General features: G+C 73.5%; 15 protein-coding genes and 1 pseudogene. 10 read left to right on the top strand and 6 right to left on the bottom strand.

Going from position 1 to position 16,534, the window contains the following annotated elements:
• Positions 1-497: 497 nt before the first annotated feature.
• From CCN44_RS06140 to rox, 3 genes are all read right to left on the bottom strand, one after another.
• Positions 498-878: a hypothetical protein gene (locus CCN44_RS06140; RefSeq protein ID WP_086697073.1), complete on the bottom strand. Its 381-nt coding sequence runs from the start codon at positions 876-878 to the stop codon at positions 498-500.
• Positions 879-1,146: 268 nt separating this feature from the next.
• The gene (locus CCN44_RS06135) at positions 1,147-1,794 is read right to left on the bottom strand and encodes a superoxide dismutase (RefSeq protein WP_059247595.1); all 648 of its coding nucleotides are present in this window, start codon (positions 1,792-1,794) and stop codon (positions 1,147-1,149) included.
• An 85-nt stretch (positions 1,795-1,879) separates the two neighbouring features.
• Positions 1,880-3,343 (bottom strand): rifampin monooxygenase, encoded by a 1,464-nt coding sequence (gene rox / locus CCN44_RS06130; protein ID WP_086697072.1) that lies wholly within the window; start codon positions 3,341-3,343, stop codon positions 1,880-1,882.
• Positions 3,344-3,721: 378 nt separating this feature from the next.
• On the opposite strand from rox, the gene CCN44_RS06125 reads away from it, so the two are divergent.
• Genes CCN44_RS06125 through CCN44_RS06110 form a run of 4 tightly spaced genes read left to right on the top strand, consistent with a single transcriptional unit; the run spans position 3,722 to position 7,204 of the window.
• Positions 3,722-4,060, top strand: coding sequence for an antibiotic biosynthesis monooxygenase family protein (locus CCN44_RS06125; RefSeq protein ID WP_059247597.1), 339 nt, complete (start codon positions 3,722-3,724; stop codon positions 4,058-4,060).
• A complete protein-coding gene (locus CCN44_RS06120) occupies positions 4,057-4,944 on the top strand; it encodes an NAD(P)-dependent oxidoreductase (protein WP_059247598.1) in 888 nt (295 codons plus the stop codon). The genes CCN44_RS06125 and CCN44_RS06120 overlap by 4 nt, the downstream gene beginning before the upstream one ends.
• Entirely contained in the window at positions 4,941-5,966 is a 1,026-nt protein-coding gene (locus tag CCN44_RS06115) for an amidohydrolase family protein (protein WP_086697071.1), read from the top strand. The genes CCN44_RS06120 and CCN44_RS06115 overlap by 4 nt, the downstream gene beginning before the upstream one ends.
• Positions 5,963-7,204 (top strand): cytochrome P450 family protein, encoded by a 1,242-nt coding sequence (locus CCN44_RS06110; RefSeq protein WP_086697070.1) that lies wholly within the window; start codon positions 5,963-5,965, stop codon positions 7,202-7,204. Before CCN44_RS06115 ends, CCN44_RS06110 begins: the two co-directional genes overlap by 4 nt.
• 49 nt (positions 7,205-7,253) lie before the next feature.
• Here the strand turns inward: CCN44_RS06110 and CCN44_RS06105 are convergent, their stop codons facing one another.
• The gene (locus CCN44_RS06105; protein ID WP_059247601.1) at positions 7,254-8,198 is read right to left on the bottom strand and encodes a LysR family transcriptional regulator; all 945 of its coding nucleotides are present in this window, start codon (positions 8,196-8,198) and stop codon (positions 7,254-7,256) included.
• 95 nt (positions 8,199-8,293) lie between these two features.
• On the opposite strand from CCN44_RS06105, the gene mdlC reads away from it, so the two are divergent.
• The 3 genes from mdlC to CCN44_RS06090 are packed head-to-tail and all read left to right on the top strand — an operon-like array spanning position 8,294 to position 12,756.
• Positions 8,294-9,919, top strand: coding sequence for a benzoylformate decarboxylase (gene mdlC, locus CCN44_RS06100; protein WP_086697069.1), 1,626 nt, complete (start codon positions 8,294-8,296; stop codon positions 9,917-9,919).
• A 45-nt stretch (positions 9,920-9,964) separates the two neighbouring features.
• Positions 9,965-11,419, top strand: a complete 1,455-nt coding sequence (locus CCN44_RS06095) for a benzaldehyde dehydrogenase (RefSeq protein WP_086697068.1) — start codon at positions 9,965-9,967, stop codon at positions 11,417-11,419.
• 17 nt (positions 11,420-11,436) lie between these two features.
• Positions 11,437-12,756, top strand: a complete 1,320-nt coding sequence (locus CCN44_RS06090) for an MFS transporter (RefSeq protein ID WP_237481164.1) — start codon at positions 11,437-11,439, stop codon at positions 12,754-12,756.
• Here the strand turns inward: CCN44_RS06090 and CCN44_RS06085 are convergent.
• The gene (locus CCN44_RS06085) at positions 12,713-13,297 is read right to left on the bottom strand and encodes a helix-turn-helix domain-containing protein (RefSeq protein WP_086697067.1); all 585 of its coding nucleotides are present in this window, start codon (positions 13,295-13,297) and stop codon (positions 12,713-12,715) included. The genes CCN44_RS06090 and CCN44_RS06085 overlap by 44 nt on opposite strands.
• A 116-nt stretch (positions 13,298-13,413) precedes the next feature.
• Here CCN44_RS06085 and CCN44_RS06080 point away from each other — a divergent pair, with 116 nt between their 5' ends.
• Genes CCN44_RS06080 through CCN44_RS06070 form a run of 3 tightly spaced genes read left to right on the top strand, consistent with a single transcriptional unit; the run spans position 13,414 to position 15,700 of the window.
• Positions 13,414-14,250: an EamA family transporter gene (locus CCN44_RS06080; protein ID WP_059247605.1), complete on the top strand. Its 837-nt coding sequence runs from the start codon at positions 13,414-13,416 to the stop codon at positions 14,248-14,250.
• 35 nt (positions 14,251-14,285) lie between these two features.
• Complete coding sequence (locus tag CCN44_RS06075) at positions 14,286-14,933, top strand: FMN-binding negative transcriptional regulator (RefSeq protein WP_086697066.1); 648 nt, start codon at positions 14,286-14,288, stop codon at positions 14,931-14,933.
• Between the two features lie 59 nt (positions 14,934-14,992).
• Positions 14,993-15,700, top strand: a complete 708-nt coding sequence (locus tag CCN44_RS06070; RefSeq protein ID WP_059247607.1) for a B3/B4 domain-containing protein — start codon at positions 14,993-14,995, stop codon at positions 15,698-15,700.
• A gap of 167 nt (positions 15,701-15,867) precedes the next feature.
• Here CCN44_RS06070 and CCN44_RS06065 read toward each other — a convergent pair.
• Positions 15,868-16,534, bottom strand: a pseudogene (locus CCN44_RS06065) (hypothetical protein); the annotation flags it as partial.

Genomic DNA, 16,534 nt, shown 5'->3' with positions numbered 1-16,534 from the left:
CTGGCGTTCTCGGTCGCGGGCGCCGACCAAGCGCGGATTCCATGTCCGTCCCGGCCGCTGAGTTCGGTCACGGGCGGTGGCGGCGCGTCGAGGCGCCGGAGTGCCACGGCGGGTATGCCCCGCGCCGCCACCGACCGTGACCGAACTCAGCGGCCGGGACGGACATGGAATCCGCGCTTGGTCGGCGCCCGCGACCGAGAACGCCAGAGGGCCCCCGGGTGGTCCCCGGGGGCCCTCTGCGGTCCGGAAGCGGTCGGTGCGCGGCCGGAACCGTCCGCTCCCCTACGGCCGTCTCCCGCCTCGGGTGCCGCAGCCGATCGGCCGGCTCACCGAACGCGAGGCCGAACCCGTCCGCCTCGCGGGCCCCTCACGCACCTGCGGCGCGACCGGCGCCCGGCCAAGGCCGCCTCCGACCGGGGTGGACTGCCCTCGTGCCGGGTGGACGGCCCTGTGCCCCATGGGTCCGGAGCGGCCGGATTCCGTGGGTCGCGCGGGACTCAGGGATCCGCGCGGCGGCGCGGCGGGGTGAAGGTGTACAGATCGAGGATGTCCGGTTGCGGGGCCACGCCCGGGCCGCCGGCACGCACCCAGGTGACGATGTCCTCGGTCGCGTCCGGGTCGTTGACGAGCCCCAGCCAGACCGGCCGCGCGCCGGCGGCCCGGCCGGCGGCGGACGGCTGGACGACGATGACGTTGGCCTGGTCGCAGGCGTCGAGGCAGTCGGAGATGCGCACGGGCACCTCGGCCCGCAGCCGCGCGGTCTGCGCCGCGTGGTCGACGCCGGGCACCTTGGGGCTGCCGCAGCAGCAGTCCCGGCACACGACGACCCGGCACGGCACCGGTCCGCCCGCTGTCTCTTCCGTCGGCCTCTCGGGCACGCCGCGCCACTTCCCTCCCCCGGGAGACCCGCCCCGGTGTCGTGCGAGCAGGCGACCGGGTGTTTCTGCTGGTCCGGGGGCTCACCTGCTGCCTCGGACCGCCGTCGCCCGGCCGCGGTCATCATGTCATCACCGGTGGCGACCCGTCACCCGGCCGCCGTGCGGAGGGGCTCCCGCGGGCGGTGTGCCCGCGGGAGCCCCTTCGGTGTCCGCCTGCCGTGAAGGGTGAGAAGACGATCAGCGGCAGGGCGTGCGGGGGGTCATGGCGTCACGGCGCGAGCAGCAGCACGTTCGCGCGGGACTTGGCGGCCTCGTAACGGCGGGCGACGTCCTGCCAGTTAACGACCTGCCACATCGCCTCGATGAAGTCCACCTTCTGGTTGCGGTACTGCAGGTAGAAGGCGTGCTCCCAGGCGTCGAAGACCAGGATCGGGGTGGAGCCCTGGCCGACGTTGCCCTGGTGGTCGTAGACCTGCTCCACGATCAGGCGACCGCTCAGCGGCTCGTAGGCGAGCACGCCCCAGCCCGAACCCTGCGTGGTGGCCGCGGCCTTGGAGAGCTGGGTCTTGAAGGCGGCGAAGGAGCCGAAGGACTCCTTGACTGCCTCGGCCAGCTCGCCCACGCCGTCGGCGGCCAGGGGCTCGCCGCCGCCGTCCTTCGGACCGGTCATGTTCTGCCAGTAGATGCTGTGCAGGATGTGCCCGGAGAGGTGGAAGGCCAGGTTCTTCTCCAGCCCGTTGATCGAGCCCCACGCCTCCTTGTCCCGCGCCTCGGCGAGCTGCTCCAGGGTGTCGTTCGCCCCCTTCACATAGGCCGCGTGGTGCTTGTCGTGGTGCAGCTCGATGATCTCCGGGCTGATGACCGGGGCGAGCGCCGAGTAGTCGTACGGAAGTTCCGGGAGCGTGTACAGCGCCATGTCCAACGTCCTCCGACGTTATTGCGAATACCTTGCAGGTGCACGCTAACAGCAAGACCAACTGATTGCCGATCAGGCCTTGGTCCTAGGACTCGACCCGTGTCGCCGCCGGGACTTGCACGCCCGCTCCGGCGGCGCCGAACCACGTTCCCAGCCGGCCCAGCAGGTCCTGCTGGTCCTCGCCGGCCCACGCCACGTGCCCGTCCGGCCGCAGCAGCACCGCGGGCACGTCCAGCTCCTCGCCGGAGTCCACGACATGGTCGGCCCGGTCCTCCCAGCCCGTCACCGACAGCCGTCCGGTGCCGTCGAGCAGCAGCCCGCGTCCGCCGTGCATCAGCTCGTAGAGGCGCCCCCGCTTCAGCCGCACGTCCCGCAGCCGCCGGCCGACCAGTTCGTGCCCCGCGCCGAGGTCGTAGCGGACGTCCACCGCCGTGATGATCCCGGTCACGTACCGGTTCACGTCCTCGAAGTCCATCAGCCTCGACCACAGCTCCCGCAGCGCGGCCGCCCCCGGATCGGTCCCGAGCAGCGCCATCTGCGCGCGGGTGTTGTCCAGGACGGCGGCGCCCACCGGGTGACGTTCGGCGTGGTAGCTGTCCAGCAGGCCCTCCGGCGCCCAGCCGCCCACCTCGGCGGCCAGCTTCCAGCCGAGGTTGAACGCGTCCTGGATGCCGAGGTTCAGCCCCTGTCCGCCGGTCGGCGGGTGGATGTGCGCCGCGTCCCCGGCCAGCAGCACCCGGCCGACCCGGTAGCGCTCGGCCTGCCGGGTGGCGTCGCCGAAGCGGGAGAGCCAGCGCGGCGTGTGCACGCCGAAGTCGGTGCCCGCGACGGCCCGCAGCCGCTGCCTGAACTCCTCCAGCGTCGGCGCGGTCGCCCGGTCCTCCGCCACCCCTTCGGCGGGTACGACGAGGCGGTACCGTCCCTCCCCGACGGGGGTGGCGCCGAACCGCAGCTGGGTCGTGCGGACCTGCGCGACGACGGCGGCGATCGTCGCCGGGTCCTCGGTCACCTCCATCTCGCCGAGCAGGGTCTCGACCTTGGCGGGCTCGCCGGGGAAGCCGACGCCGAGCCGCTTGCGCACGAGGCTGCGTCCGCCGTCGCAGCCCACGAGGTAGCGCGAGCGCAGGCGCGTGCCGTCGGCCAGTTCGACGGTCACCCCCTCCTCGTCCTGGCCCAGCCCGACCACTTCGCGGCCGCGGCGGATCTCGGCGCCGAGTTCGACGGCACGCTCCTCCAGGAGCCGCTCGGTGACCGGTTGGGGGATGGCGAGGCCGTACGGGTGAGCCGTGTCCAGGCCCTCGGGCCACGGTGTGACGATGCCGCCGAAGAGACCGCCGGCCCGGAACCTCTCACCGGCCGTGAGGAACCGGTCCAGCAGGCCGCGCTGGTCCATCATCTCGACGCTGCGCGTGTGCAGGCCCTGCCCGCGGGACTGCTCGGTTCGCTCGGTCCGTTTCTCCAGCACCACCACGTGCACCCCGTGCAGCCGCAGCTCGGCGGCCAGCATCAAACCGGTCGGCCCGCCGCCGACCACGATCACGTCGATCATCAAGAAAGCCCGTCCCCACGACATCGGTTCCGGGACCCGGACGGCAGCAACGGCGCGCGCAGGGCGCGCGACACCGAATTCCGCAGGTCACCGGCTTGGAGCGGTGATTCTGCAGCACCCCCCGGCCCTTGCCGCAAGGCCCCCCGTGGGCTATAAGTTGAGCATGGCAAGGAGTGGGTGAACCTCCTTGCCCTTTCCTTTGCGTCCGTCACACGGCCGGCCGCGGGCGACGTCCCCCCGCCGGTCACCCGAAATGACTAATGACGGAGCGTGCACCCCTTGTCCCCACGGGGTCGTCCCCCATTCGGAGTTGCGGCCGTACGAGGGACATGAGTCCGTTGGTGTCGTGTCCTTCCGGATCTCACACAGGAGGTAGAGATGGGCACCAACGACAAGCTCCACACGGCCGACAAGCTGAACGTCGTCTTCGCGGTCCGCGTGATCGAGGGCGGCGAGCAGGGCTTCCTGGACCTGTACGAGCAGCTCCGGAAGTCCGTGGCCGGCACCCCCGGCCACATAGTCGAGCGGCTCGGCGCACCCGTCGACGACTCCCGCCAGTGGGTGATCACCAGTGAGTGGCGGACGGCCGAGGACTTCTTCGCCTGGCAGCAGAGCGAGGAGCACCAGGAACTGGTGGCCCCGCTGCGCCAGTGGGTCGACCAGCGGCAGTCGATGCGGTTCCGCGTGGTCAAGGAGACCAAGGGGGTGGCGTCATGACGCCGCCCGTCCACGGCCCCGTCGCGGTACTGGGGCTGGGCACGATGGGCGCCGGCCTGGCCGGTCGCCTCCTCGACCAGGGGATACAGGTCCGGGTCTGGAACCGTACTCCGGAGCGGGCCGCGCCGCTCGCCGAGGCGGGCGCCCACGTCGCCGCCACCCCCGCCGACGCCGTCGCGGGCACGAGCGCCACCCTGTGCGTGGTCGCCGACGGCCAGGCCCTCGGCGCCGTACTGCACGGACCGGGCGGCGTCCTGGCCGAGGGCCCCTACCCCGGCGTCCTGATCTGCGCCAGCACCGTCGCCCCCGATGAGGTCGTCCAGATCGCCGGGGAATTCGCGGCGGTCCTGGACGTCGGCATGCTCGGCAACCGCGACCACGCGCGCGACGGCGAGCTGCGGCTGTTCGCCGGCGGCGAGGAACGGGCGTTCACCACCGCCCGCCCGCTGCTCCAGAGGCTGGGCAAGGAGGTCGTCCATCTGGGCGCACTCGGTTCCGGCATGCGGATGAAACTGCTGCTGAACCTGCTGATGGGCATCGAGGTGCAGGCCCTGGCCGAGGCCACCGAACTGGCGGACGCCTGCGGCCTCGACCGGCAGCTGGTGCTCAAGACCATCGCGGGCAGCGGTTTCGCCTCGCCGGTGATGGCCTTCAAGTCCCGGCGCCTGGCCTCCGGTCGGTTCGACGAGCCGGACTTCCGGCTGCGGCTGATGGCGAAAGACCTCATGCTCGCTTCCAAGCAGGCAGCAGCAGTCGGCCTGAGTCTGCCGCTGGCGACCGCCGCGGCGGAGACCCACGTCCGCGCCACCGAGCAAGGACTGGGCGACCAGGACTGTGCCGCGGTCACCCGCGCACTCGCACCGAAACCGGAAACCGACACGTGATCATCGACATCCACGGGCATCTGTCCCCACCGGAAGCGGCGAAACGCTTCCCCATGCCCCCGAGCCTGACCGACGTGGACGGCATGCTCGCCGCCCGCGCCGAGGCGGGAATCGACCTCACCATCATCGGCAGCCCCGTCGGCGCCGGCGCGATGGCGCGGGTGCCGGGCGTCGACAACTACGCCCAGCCACGCGACCGGCTGCGCGGCTTCCACGCCTGGATGTCGGGCCTGATCCGCAGGTTCCCGGACCAGTTGCGCGGATACGTCTACGCCAACCCGTTCGGCGACGACGATCACCTCGAAGGGGTGCGGGAGACCCTGGCGGACCCCGCCTTCGTCGGCCTGATCACCACGTCCAGCGTGCACGGCGAGCTGCTCGGCTCGCCGCGCGCGGACTCGTTCTTCGCGCTCGCCGCGGAGGCGGGGGTGCCGGTTCTGGTGCACGCCCCGGCCGAACCGGTGGGCACGGAACGGGTGGACGAGATCGGCTTCGTGGAGCAGATCGGCCGCTTCGGCGACGTCACCCTGGGCATGGCCGTGATCGCGTTCGCGGGGTGGCTGGACAAGTACCCGGGTCTGCGGCTGATCGGCGCGACCGGCGGCGGCGCGATGGCGCTGCTGCCGGAGCGGCTGCAGACGGCGGCGCGCCCCCGGCACTGGGCCGGGGGCGCGCCGCCCTCCGGCCGGCCCGGTGCGGCCTCCGCCGCGCCCCGGACCGCCGGTCCCGCCGGGGAACCGGCGGGCGAGGGGCCGGCGGCCGTGCGGGCGTCCGCCGACCCGGCCGCGGCGCTGCGCCGCATGTACGTCGACACGAGCCCGTTCAGCCCGGCGCACCTGAGCCTGAACGCCGAAGTGCTGGGCCCCGAACGGATGCTGTTCGGCACCGACTCACCGCCGATGGCCGCGCCGCTGGAGGACTTCATCCACATGATCGAGAAGCTCCCGGTCGACGCGGCGGCCCAGCAGCGCATCCTCGGCGGCAACGCCCAAGACCTCTTCGACCTCAGGAGTCGTCCGTGACCACCACGCCAGAGGCCGTCGCCGCGGCCGAGCGGTGCACCCCGGAGTTCCGGCGCGATCCGCACGCGTTCTACGCCCATCTGCGCACCGCGGCACCGGTCTGCCCCATGAGACCGCCGCACGGCAACGAGACGTACCTGATCACCCGGTACGACGACGCGCGGGCCGCCCTGTCGGATCCGCGGTTGAGCAAGGACATGTACGGGGCGATGGACGCCTACCGGAGGATCTTCGGTGACTCGTCCGTCGCGCTGGACGACAACATGCTCAACTCCGACGCCCCGAAGCACACCCGGCTGCGCCGGATGGTCAACTCCGCGTTCACGCCGCGGCGCGTGGAGGCGCTGCGTCCGCGGATCGAGGAGATCGTCCAGAGCCTGCTGGACGCGTGCCCGGCCCGTGAGCCCGTCGACCTGCTGCCCGCGTTCGCGTTCCCGCTGCCGATCATCGTGATCTGCGATCTGCTCGGAGTGCCGCCCGAGGACCGGGCCCGGATGCAGCACCTGTCCACCACGGTGGCGCAGACCGGATTCGGCGCGGAGGCCAAGCGGGCCCAGCAGCAGGCGGAGGAGGATCTGCACGCGTACTTCACGCACCTCATCACCGCCAAGCGGGAGCGCCCGGGCGACGATCTGCTCAGCGCGCTCATCGCGGTCCGCGACCACGACGACGCCCTCACCGAGAACGAACTGGTCTCCACGGCGTTCCTGCTGATGTTCGCCGGTCACAAGACGACCGCGTACCTCATCGGCAACGCCGTCCACCACCTGCTGTCCCATCCCGCGCAGCTGCGGGCCCTGCGGGAGAACCCGGAGCTGACCCGGGCGGCGGTCGAGGAACTGGTGCGCTACGACGGCTCGGTGGAGAGCGCGACGTTCCGCTACGCGACCGAGGACGTGGAGTACAGCGGGACGCTGATCCCCAAGGGTGCCCTGGTCCAGATCGCCATCAGTTCGGCCAACCGCGATCCGCAGAAGTTCGACTCCCCCGACGAGCTGGACGTGATGCGGCCGGGCAACGCGCAGGACGCCCATCTCGGCTTCGGGCACGGCAGCCACTACTGCCTGGGCGCGCCGCTGGCCCGGCTGGAGACGCAGCTGGCGCTCACCCGCCTGTTCGACCGGTTCCCCCGGATGGCCCTGGCCGACCCCGCCGCGGGGCCGCGGTGGCTGGAGGTGCCCTTCCCGGCCTTCCGCGGCCTCGCGGAGCTGCCGGTCGTGCTCGATCCCGCGGAGTGAGCGGAAGCGCCCCACGCCGTCCGGCCGGCGTACCCGGCCGGACGGCGAGTCACGTGCGGAAACCGCCGTCCGTGGGCGGCAGTTGGGCCTGGCTGACCCGCTCCCCCAGCACGTCGGCCATGAACTGGACGAGCCAGCGCTGGGAGGGGCTGCGCGACGCCTCGTGCCGGGCGTAGAGCGCGACCTCGATCGGCTCGGTCTCGAACGGCAGCCGGACCAGGCGCAGGCGGTGGGAGGCGGTGAAGACCTCGCCCACGTACTCGGGGACGATCGCGATCAGGTCGGTGCGTTCCAGCAGGTAGGGCAGCATCGAGAAGCGGGTGGCGTCCACGGCCACGCGGTCCAGCAGCCCGTGCGCGGCGAGCACGGACCGGGGGACGACATGGCCGCTGGGGCCGTAGACCGTGGCGTGGTGCTCGGCCGCCAGCTCGGCCGGGGTGACGGACGGGCCGTGGATGCGCGGGTGGTCGGCGGCGACCATGCCGACGTAGCGCTCGTGGAAGAGCGGGATGCGCACGGTGCGGTGGGAGGTCATGACGGGGGTGGCGACGAACGCGTCGAGTTCGCCGCGGCGCAGCTGGCCCTCGGCGTCGTCCACGTCCAGCGCGCGGATGGTGAAGGACACCCGGGGCGCGCGCTCGCGGGCCGCCGCCACCAGGCGCGGCAGGAACGTGACCTCGCCGAGGTCGGACAGGGCGAGGGTGAAACGGCCCGCCATGGTCGCGGGGTCGAAGTCGTCGCCCTGGCGGATCGCTCCGTCGATGTCGGCCAGCGCGCGTTGCAGGGGCTCGTAGAGGCGGCGGGCGCCCGCGGTCGGGGTCAGGCCGCGGCCGGTGCGGCGGAAGAGGTCGTCGTCGAAGTGGCGGCGCAGCTTGGCCAGGCTGTAGCTGACCGTCGGCTGGGTGACGTGGAGGGTCTCGGCGGTGGCCGTGACACTGCCCGTCTCGTAGAGCAGCACGAAGACGCGGGCGAGGTTGAGATCGAAGCTGCTCATATCGATCGACTCTATATCGCAGCCCGTCAACATCTATTGGTGGCCAGGTCGCGCTCTCCCTACTGTGTGCTGCGTCACTGCGGAGAGGAACGCCTGTGCCGTCCGTACGTCGTATCTCCCATGAGTTCCTGCGGCGCCAGGGGCTCACCACCGTGTTCGGCAACCCCGGTTCGAACGAGCTGCCCTTCCTCGCGGACCTGCCCGACGGGTTCCGTTACGTCCTGGGCCTGCACGAGGGCGCCGTCGTGGGCATGGCCGACGGCTACGCCCAGGCGACCGGCCGTCCCGCGCTGGTCAATCTGCACGCCGCCGCCGGCTCCGGCAACGCGATGGGCGCGCTGACCAACGCCGTGGCCTCGCGCACGCCGCTGGTGATCGTGGCGGGGCAGCAGGTGCGGTCGGCCGTCGGGCCGGAGGCCAACCTCACCAACGTCGACGCCCCGGCGCTGATGCGGCCGCTCGTCGGCTGGGCCGCGGAGCCGGCGTGCGCGCAGGACGTGCCCCGCGCGCTGGCCCAGGCCGTCTTCGAGGCACGGTTGCAGCGCCAGCCCGCCTACCTCTCCGTCCCGTACGACGACTGGGCGGCCGACGCGGGGGAGAACGCGCCGGCCGTGCTGGACCGGCGTGTCGAGCGGGCGGGGGTGCCCGGCGGCGAGCAAGGGCGCCGGCTGGCCGAGGCGGTGGCCGGGGCGCGCCGGCCCGCCCTGGTCCTGGGCGGTGACATCGACGCGGACGGGCTCTTCGAGGAGGCGGTACGGCTGGCCGAGCGGCTCGGCGGTCCGGTGTGGGCGGCGCCCTCGCTCTTCCGGCTGCCGTTCCCCAACCGCCATCCGCAGTTCCGCGGTGTGCTGCCCGCCGGTATCGAGCCGGTCTGCCGGGCCTTCGAGGGCCACGACCTGGTGCTGGTGCTCGGCGCCCCGGTGTTCCGCTACCACGAGTACCTGCCCGGGCGGTATCTGCCGGAGGGCACCCGGCTGGTCCAGGTGACACAGGACGCGTCCGCCGCCGCGCGGGCACCGATGGGCGAGGCGCTGGTCGCCGACCCCGCGGCGGTGATCGAGCTGCTGCTGAAGACGCTCGCCGCGACCGGTGCGACGGCCACGACCGGTGCGACGGCCACGACCGGTGCGTCCGGCGCGACCGCGGGCGGCTACCGGCCGGTGCCCGCTCCGCCCGCCGTGGACGGGCCGCGCCTGCATCCCGAGGAGGTCTTCGCGGCCCTGCGGGACGAGCAGCCCGCCGACACGGCGTACGTGGTGGAGTCGACCTCGACCAATGCCGCGTGGTGGCGTCAGATGGACCTGCGCCGGCCCGGCTCCTACTACTTCCCGGCGGCCGGCGGCCTCGGGTTCGGGCTGCCCGGCGCGGTCGGGGTCGCCCTGGCCCAGCCCGGCCGGCCGGTCGTGGGCGTGATCGGGGACGGGTCGGCCAACTACGGCATCACCGCCCTGTGGACGGCCGCGCGGCACCGGGTTCCGCTCACCGTGGTGCTGCTGCGCAACGGCACGTACGGCGCGCTGCGCTGGTTCGGCGGTCTGCTCGGTGTGCCGGACGCGCCGGGCCTGGACATCCCGGGCCTGGACTTCACTCGCATCGCACAGGGCTACGGGGTGCCCGCGCGGCACGTCGACGGCGTGGAGGAGCTGCGGGCCGTACTGGCCGAACGCCCCGACGGCCCCCGGCTCGTCCAGGTCGACACGGCGCTCACCACGCCGTCCTGAGCCCGCTCCGCCTCCGCCACGTCCCGCTACATGGAAGGGAAACCGATGACACTCCTGGACAGCGACGTCTGGAGCAAGAAGCTGTTCGGCGACGGCTGGCGGGACGCCGGCCGCGAGCAGCCGGTGACCGAACCGGCGACCGGGGCGCACCTCGGCACGGTGGGCCTGGCCACGGCCGAGGACGCCGGTCGCGCCGCCGCCCGGGCCGCCGAGGCGCAGCGCGCCTGGGCCGCCACGCCACCGCAGGCACGGGCGGCCGTACTGCGCCGCGCGGGCGAGCTGTTCACCGAGCACGCCGCCGAGATCGAGGACTGGCTGGTGCGGGAGGCGGGCTCCGTCCGGGCCAAGGCCGCGTCCGAGGTGCGCCTGGCGCTGGGCGAGTGCTTCGAGTGCGCGGCGCTGCCGACGCATCCGCAGGGCGAGGTGCTGACCTCCGAGGACCCGCGCTGGTCGTTCGCCCGCCGCCGCCCGGCCGGCGTGGTGAGTGTGATCGCGCCGTTCAACTTCCCGCTGATCCTGGGGCTGCGCTCGGTGGCTCCCGCGCTGGCGCTGGGCAACGCGGTGCTGCTGAAGCCGGATCCGCGTACGGCGGTGAGCGGCGGTGTCGTCATCGCGCGGGTCTTCGAGGAGGCCGGGCTGCCGCCCGGGGTGCTGCACCTGCTCCCCGGCGACGGCTCGGTCGGCCAGGCGGTCGTCGAGGCCCCCGAGGTGCGGGTCGTCTCCTTCACCGGGTCCACGCCGGTGGGGCGGGCGATCGGCGAGCGTGCCGGGCGGCTGCTGAAGCGGGCGCACCTCGAACTCGGCGGGAACAACGCCCTGGTGGTGCTGCCCGGGGCCGATGTGCGCAAGGCGGCCTCGGCGGGTGCGTTCGGGTCGTATCTGCACCAGGGGCAGATCTGCATGACGACCGGGCGGCACATCGTGCACGAGTCGCTGCTGGACGAGTACACCGCCGCGCTGGCGGAGAAGGCCCGGGCGCTGCCCGTCGGCGATCCGGCCCGGGAGGACGTGGCCCTCGGCCCGATCATCGACCGGCGGCAGCTGGAGCGGGTGCACGGCATCGTCACCGAGAGCGTCGCGGCGGGCGCGACGCTGGTGGCGGGCGGCGAGATCGTGGGCGCCGGGTACCGCGCCACCGTGCTGACCGGGGTCACCACCGACATGCCGGCGTGGCGCGAGGAGATCTTCGGCCCGGTCGCTCCCGTCATCGGCTTCGGCACGCCGGAGGAGGCCGCGCGGATCGTCAACGACTGCGAGTACGGGCTGTCCGTCAGCATCCTCGGTGACGTCGGTACGGCGATGCGGCTCGCCGACCGGATCGACTCGGGGAAGGTCCACATCAACGAACAGACCGTCAGTGACGAGCCCAACGCCCCGTTCGGCGGGGTCAAGGCGTCCGGCACGGGTTCCCGGTTCGGCGGAGCCGCCGCCAACGTGGAGGCGTTCACCGAGACCCAGTGGGTCACCGTCCGGCCGGACATCGCCGAGTACCCGTTCTGAAGCCGGGGGCCGTCGTCATGTCATCCGTCGCCTCGTCCCCCGCGTCCGGCACCCCGACCGGGACATCCGCCGCCGGACGCGACGTCTGGACGGTGGTCCTGTGCTGGATCACCGTCCTGCTCGAGGGCTACGACCTCGTCGTCCTCGGCGCCATCATCCCGACCCTGCTGAAAACCCGTCACCTCGGCATGACCGCGGGGGACGCCACCACCGTCGCCACGCTGTCGCTGGTCGGCGTCGCCATCGGCGCGGTGCTGGTCGGTCCGCTGGCCGACCGGCTCGGCCGGCGCCTGCTGCTCATCGGCTCGGTCGTGCTGTTCTCGGTCTTCACCCTCCTGGTGCCGCTCGCCGGTTCCGTCGCGGTGTTCGCCGTACTGCGCCTCGTCGCCGGTCTGGGGCTCGGCGCGTGCATGCCGGTGTCCCTCACGATGATGGCCGAGCACATGCCGGCGCACCGGCGGGCGCGCGCCAGCACGCTGACCATGACCGGCTATCACACCGGTGCGGTGATCACCTCGCTGCTGGCGCTGCGGGTGACGGAGGACTGGGAGGTCCTCTTCTACGTCCTCGGTGCGGCCGGGCTGGTCGTCGCGGTCGTGCAGTGGTTCCGGCTGCCGGAGTCGGAGGCGTTCGTACGGGCCAGGGAGGCGACCGGCTCCGGGCGCGTGCCGTTCGGCGAGCTGCTCACGCCGGCCCGTCTCCGCGCGGGCATCGGGGTGTGGGTGGCCTCGTTCATGGGTCTGCTGCTGGTCTACGGCCTCAACACCTGGCTGCCCAAGCTGATGAACGACGCCGGCTACCCCGTGCCCACGGCCGTCACCCAGCTGCTCGTGCTCAACGCCGGCGGCGTGGCCGGCCTGGTGCTGGGCGGCTTCGTGGCCGACCGGCGCGGCATCAAGCTGACCACGCTGGGCTGGTTCGCGGCCTCGGTGGTGATGCTGGCCTGCCTCGGCGTCCGGATGGACAGCGATCTGCTGCTGGACACCGTCGTCTTCCTCACCGGCGTGTTCGTCTTCTCGGCGCAGGTGCTCGTCTACGCCTACGTCACGCACTTCTACCCGGCCTCCGTCCGCGGCACCGCCCTCGGCTCGGCGTCCGGCATCGGCCGGATCGGCTCCATCGTCGGCCCGTCGGTCACGGGTGCCCTGGTGACGGCCGGGATCGGGCACCCGTGGGGCTTCTACTTCTTCGCCGCGGTGGCGGTCCTCGCCTTCCTGGCCGTCCTCACCCTCCCGGCCCGGGCCGCCGAGGAGCCGGGCACCGAGCCCGCCGGCCGACACGCCCGGTGGTCTCTCAGGGCGCGGACGCGGGGCCGGGCGGCAGGTGGACCGTCATGACCAGGTGGCAGGTCGCGGTGCCCGCGCCGCGGTAGGTGTGCGGGGCGTCACCGTCGAAGGCGGCCGTCTGCCCGGCTTCGACGGTGTGCTCCGTGCCGTCGACGACCAGGGTCATCCGGCCGGCGGTGACGCTGACGGTCTCCACGACCCCGGCCTGGTGCGGGTGGCTGGGGTACTCCTCCCCCGGTTCCAGCCGCCAGCGCCAGACCTCGACGGGGGCCGGTCCGGTCGTGGTCAGCATGAGCCGGGCCGTACCGCCCCGGGCCCCGGACCACAGGGGCTCCACGGCGTCGGCGGAGACCACGCGGACGCGGCCCTCGGCCGGCCCCTCCGTCAGCGCGGACACCGAGACGCCGAGGGTGTCGGCCAGCCGGACCAGAGTGGCGAAGTTGGGGTTGCCCTGGGCCTTCTCCAGTGCGACCAGGGCGCCCTTGCTGACCTGGGCGCGCCGGCCGAGTTCGTCCAGGGACAGTCCGGCGCGGGTGCGGGCCGCCCTGACGTTGCGGGCGAGCGCCTGCAGGGCCGCGGCCGTCTCGGCCATCCGATCACATCCTCGCGAGTGGACCACCGCAATGCACCGTGCGGTCGTTCGGTTGACACCGGGCGGTCGGTTTGTTGTACGGTTCGGTCGTTCCACTGAATTGTAAGGGATGGACCGTGATCGCTCTGCTGCTGGCGCTGGGCAGTTCCCTCGCCTACGGATGCGCCGACTTCCTCGGCGGCCTCGGCGCCCGCAAGGCCCATGTGCTGCGGACGGTGATGGTCGCGGCGCCGGCCTCGCTCGCGGTCGAGCTGCTGCTGTGGCCGTTCCTCGGCGCCTCGTTCGACACCGGCGCCCTCGGCTGGGGCGCGGCCTCCGGAGTCGCCTCGGCCGCCGCGTTCGCCCTGCTCTACCGCACGCTGGCGATCGGCCCGATGAACGTGCTGTCGCCCGTGACCGCGCTGGTCTCCGCCGCGCTGCCCGTCGCCGTCGGACTGCTGCAGGGCGAGCACCTGGCCGCCGCCGGGATGATCGGCCTGCCGCTCGCGCTGGTGGCGGTGGTGCTGGTCAGCGCCGGACACGGGGCGGGCTCGGCGCGCCCCTCGGGCACGGCGCTGCTGCTGGCCCTCGGCGCCGGCGCCGCCATCGCCCTCCAGCTGGTCTTCCTGCACCAAGCCCCGTCCGACAGCGGCGTGGCCCCGCTGATCATCGGCCGGGCGGTGTCCTCGGCCGTCACCCTGGCCGCGGCCGGGCTGCTGCGCCGCCGGCTCGGCCCCGAGCGGCCCGCGTACGCCACGAGCGCCGCCGCGGGCGCGCTGGACTCGGTGGCGAACCTGCTGTTCCTGCTGGCCGCCCGGAGCGGGGACCTCGCCGTCGTGGCCGTGATCACCGCGCTGTACCCGGCCGGCACGGTCCTGCTCGCACGCGGCGTGCTCGCCGAGCGCGTCCACCGCGGCCAGCTGGTCGGCCTGGGCACGGCCGCCGTCGCCGTCAGCCTCCTCGCCCTGACCTGAGCCGGACCCACCCCTACCGCACGCAGGAGATCAGCATGTTCATCCAGCCCTGGGACGCCTGCCTGGACGCGGCCGAGTGGCGGACGTGGATCGCCGAGGGCCACGACTTCGGCCTGCTGAGCGTCAACGGCCCGCCCGGCGAGCCGCCCGTCACCGTCCCCACCCCCTTCACCGGCGACGGCGACCACCTCCTGATCCACCTCGCCCGGCCCAACCCGGCCTGGAAGGCGATCGAGCACGATCCGAACGTCGTCTTCACCGTCTTCGGCGACTACGCCTTCGTCCCGGGCCCCTGGCGCGCCAAGGCCGGCACCTCGCCGACGGACGGCGTCCCCACCAGCTACTACACGGCCGTCCAGTTCGTCTGCCGCGCCCACGTCGTCGACGACCCCGAGGCCAAGGCCGAGCTGCTGCGCCGCCAGCTCGCCCACTTCCAGCCCGCCGGCGACCACGCCCCCGTCGCCGTGGACCGGCCGCCGTACGGCCGGATGCTCCCGGGCATCCGCGGCCTGCGCCTGGAGGTCACCGACGTACGGGCCACGTTCAAGTACGACGACCACAAACCCGTCGAGCAGCGCGGCGCCGTCGCCGACCGCCTCGACGCGCGCGGCCAGGGCCTCGACCGGTCCGCCGCACGTCAGCAGCGCCGCCGCCTGGACCGCATCGGCCCCTGGCAGCCCTGACCACGCTCCCCCGGCCCTCACCCGCACACCCGCACGCCCAGAGGAAACGGAATCCCACCATGCCCGCCTTCCGCCTCTCCCCCGCCGTCGCAGCCGCCTTCCCCGGCACGCTCATCGCGCTCGTCACCGCCACCGGCCTGCGCGGGCACGAACCCTGGCCGCACACCGCCGCCGCCCTGGAGGAGCTGGAACAGCGGCTCGCCGACGGCAGCTGGCGGCCCGCCGACGAGACCGACCCCCGCATCGAGGCCTGGCACACCGCCTACCGGTCCTTCGGCACCAACCCCCGCCGCATCCGCCCCAGCGTCGACGCCCTCGGCCGCCGCATGGCGAAGAAGGGGACCCTGCCGCGCATCAACCCGGCCGTGGACTCCTACAACGCCGTGTCCGTACGGCACGGTCTGCCCGCCGGCGCCTTCGACCTGGACCGGGTCACCGGCGACATCGACATCCGGCCCGCGGACGGCACCGAGTCCTTCACCCCGCTCGGCGAACCCGGCACCGTCGAGCACCCCAGGCCCGGCGAGATCATCTACGCGGACACCACCGGAGTCCTGACCCGCCACTGGAACCACCGCGACGCCCACCGCACCCGCGTCACCGAGGACTCCACCCAGGTCGCCTTCGTCCTGGAGACCCTGCACGCCGACCGCGACGGCGGCCTGCTGAAGGTCGCGGCGGAGGAACTCCAGGGCCTGCTGGCCCCGCACGCCGCGCGGACCGCCGTACGCCACCTCGGCCCGGCACAGCCCCGGGCCGCCGTCTGAGCGGGGCACCGCGGGGTGTGCCGCCCGCTCGGGCCCGGCCCAGACGCGCACGACCGCTCGGCGGGAAAGCCTGGCGTCCCGTGGTGCTCCACGGCCTCAGGTACAGCACGCGCACTCGCGCAGCCGCCGCGGAACCGGCCGACGCCTCGCGCCGGCCGGGCGGGTTCCTAGTCGGCGCGCGTCTTCCAGACCGTGAGCAGGCCCCTGTAGCCAGGAGGGTCGAAGGAGGTCTCGCCGGAGTCGGTGACGTGGGTGAGGCGGAGGAGGGCGAGGTTGCCCTCGGAGGTGACCGTGCACAGCGTGTCGCCCTTCTTGAGGGCCTGGCCGCGGTCCAGGGCGTCGTTGGACAGCTCCGCGGGGAGCGGGGCGCTGTCGACGGCCCTGCGGCATGCCTCCGGTGTGGTGCCGGGGCTCTTGGCGGTGGCGGTGCGGAAGGTCAGGTACTGGTAGATGTACTGGATCTCCGCCGCGTCGTCGCCGATCTCACCACTCGGGTTCACCTTCGGGGCATCCAGGTCGACGGTGGTCACCGAGCCGTTCGGTGGCGCGATCGTCAGCGGGCGGTCCTGGAAGAGGGGTGCGTAGGCCGTGGCCGCCGGGGACTTCGGGGCGGGCGCCGACGAGGACGGGGGCGCGGGTGTGCCGTGACCGCTCGGGCCGGCGATCGGCGTCGCGCGGGCCTCGGCCTCGGTGCGGCCCCCGTCGCCGACGCTTTCGTACAGCGCCCAGGCCCCGCCCAGCGCGACGCCGATCGCCACGGCGGCGGCCGTGACGGAGACGCGGCGCCGTGTGCCGGTGCCATCCGCGGGTGCGGCGGGCTCGTGCGCCGGCGGC

It is taken from the genome of Streptomyces tricolor, from assembly GCF_002155905.1.
Lineage (GTDB): Bacteria > Actinomycetota > Actinomycetes > Streptomycetales > Streptomycetaceae > Streptomyces > Streptomyces tricolor.
This window is presented reverse-complemented; position numbering and strand designations above follow the sequence as displayed.

Excerpts from the sequence above, each read along its gene's own strand:
- CCN44_RS06135 (WP_059247595.1), bottom strand. The coding sequence starts at position 1,794 with ATGGCGCTGTACACGCTCCCGGAACTTCCGTACGACTACTCGGCGCTC.
- CCN44_RS06120 (WP_059247598.1), top strand. The coding sequence starts at position 4,057 with ATGACGCCGCCCGTCCACGGCCCCGTCGCGGTACTGGGGCTGGGCACG.
- CCN44_RS06070 (WP_059247607.1), top strand. The coding sequence starts at position 14,993 with ATGCCCGCCTTCCGCCTCTCCCCCGCCGTCGCAGCCGCCTTCCCCGGC.
- CCN44_RS06090 (WP_237481164.1), top strand. The coding sequence starts at position 11,437 with ATGTCATCCGTCGCCTCGTCCCCCGCGTCCGGCACCCCGACCGGGACA.
- CCN44_RS06105 (WP_059247601.1), bottom strand. The coding sequence starts at position 8,198 with ATGAGCAGCTTCGATCTCAACCTCGCCCGCGTCTTCGTGCTGCTCTAC.
- rox (WP_086697072.1), bottom strand. The coding sequence starts at position 3,343 with ATGATCGACGTGATCGTGGTCGGCGGCGGGCCGACCGGTTTGATGCTG.
- CCN44_RS06095 (WP_086697068.1), top strand. The coding sequence starts at position 9,965 with ATGACACTCCTGGACAGCGACGTCTGGAGCAAGAAGCTGTTCGGCGAC.
- CCN44_RS06085 (WP_086697067.1), bottom strand. The coding sequence starts at position 13,297 with ATGGCCGAGACGGCCGCGGCCCTGCAGGCGCTCGCCCGCAACGTCAGG.
- CCN44_RS06125 (WP_059247597.1), top strand. The coding sequence starts at position 3,722 with ATGGGCACCAACGACAAGCTCCACACGGCCGACAAGCTGAACGTCGTC.
- CCN44_RS06075 (WP_086697066.1), top strand. The coding sequence starts at position 14,286 with ATGTTCATCCAGCCCTGGGACGCCTGCCTGGACGCGGCCGAGTGGCGG.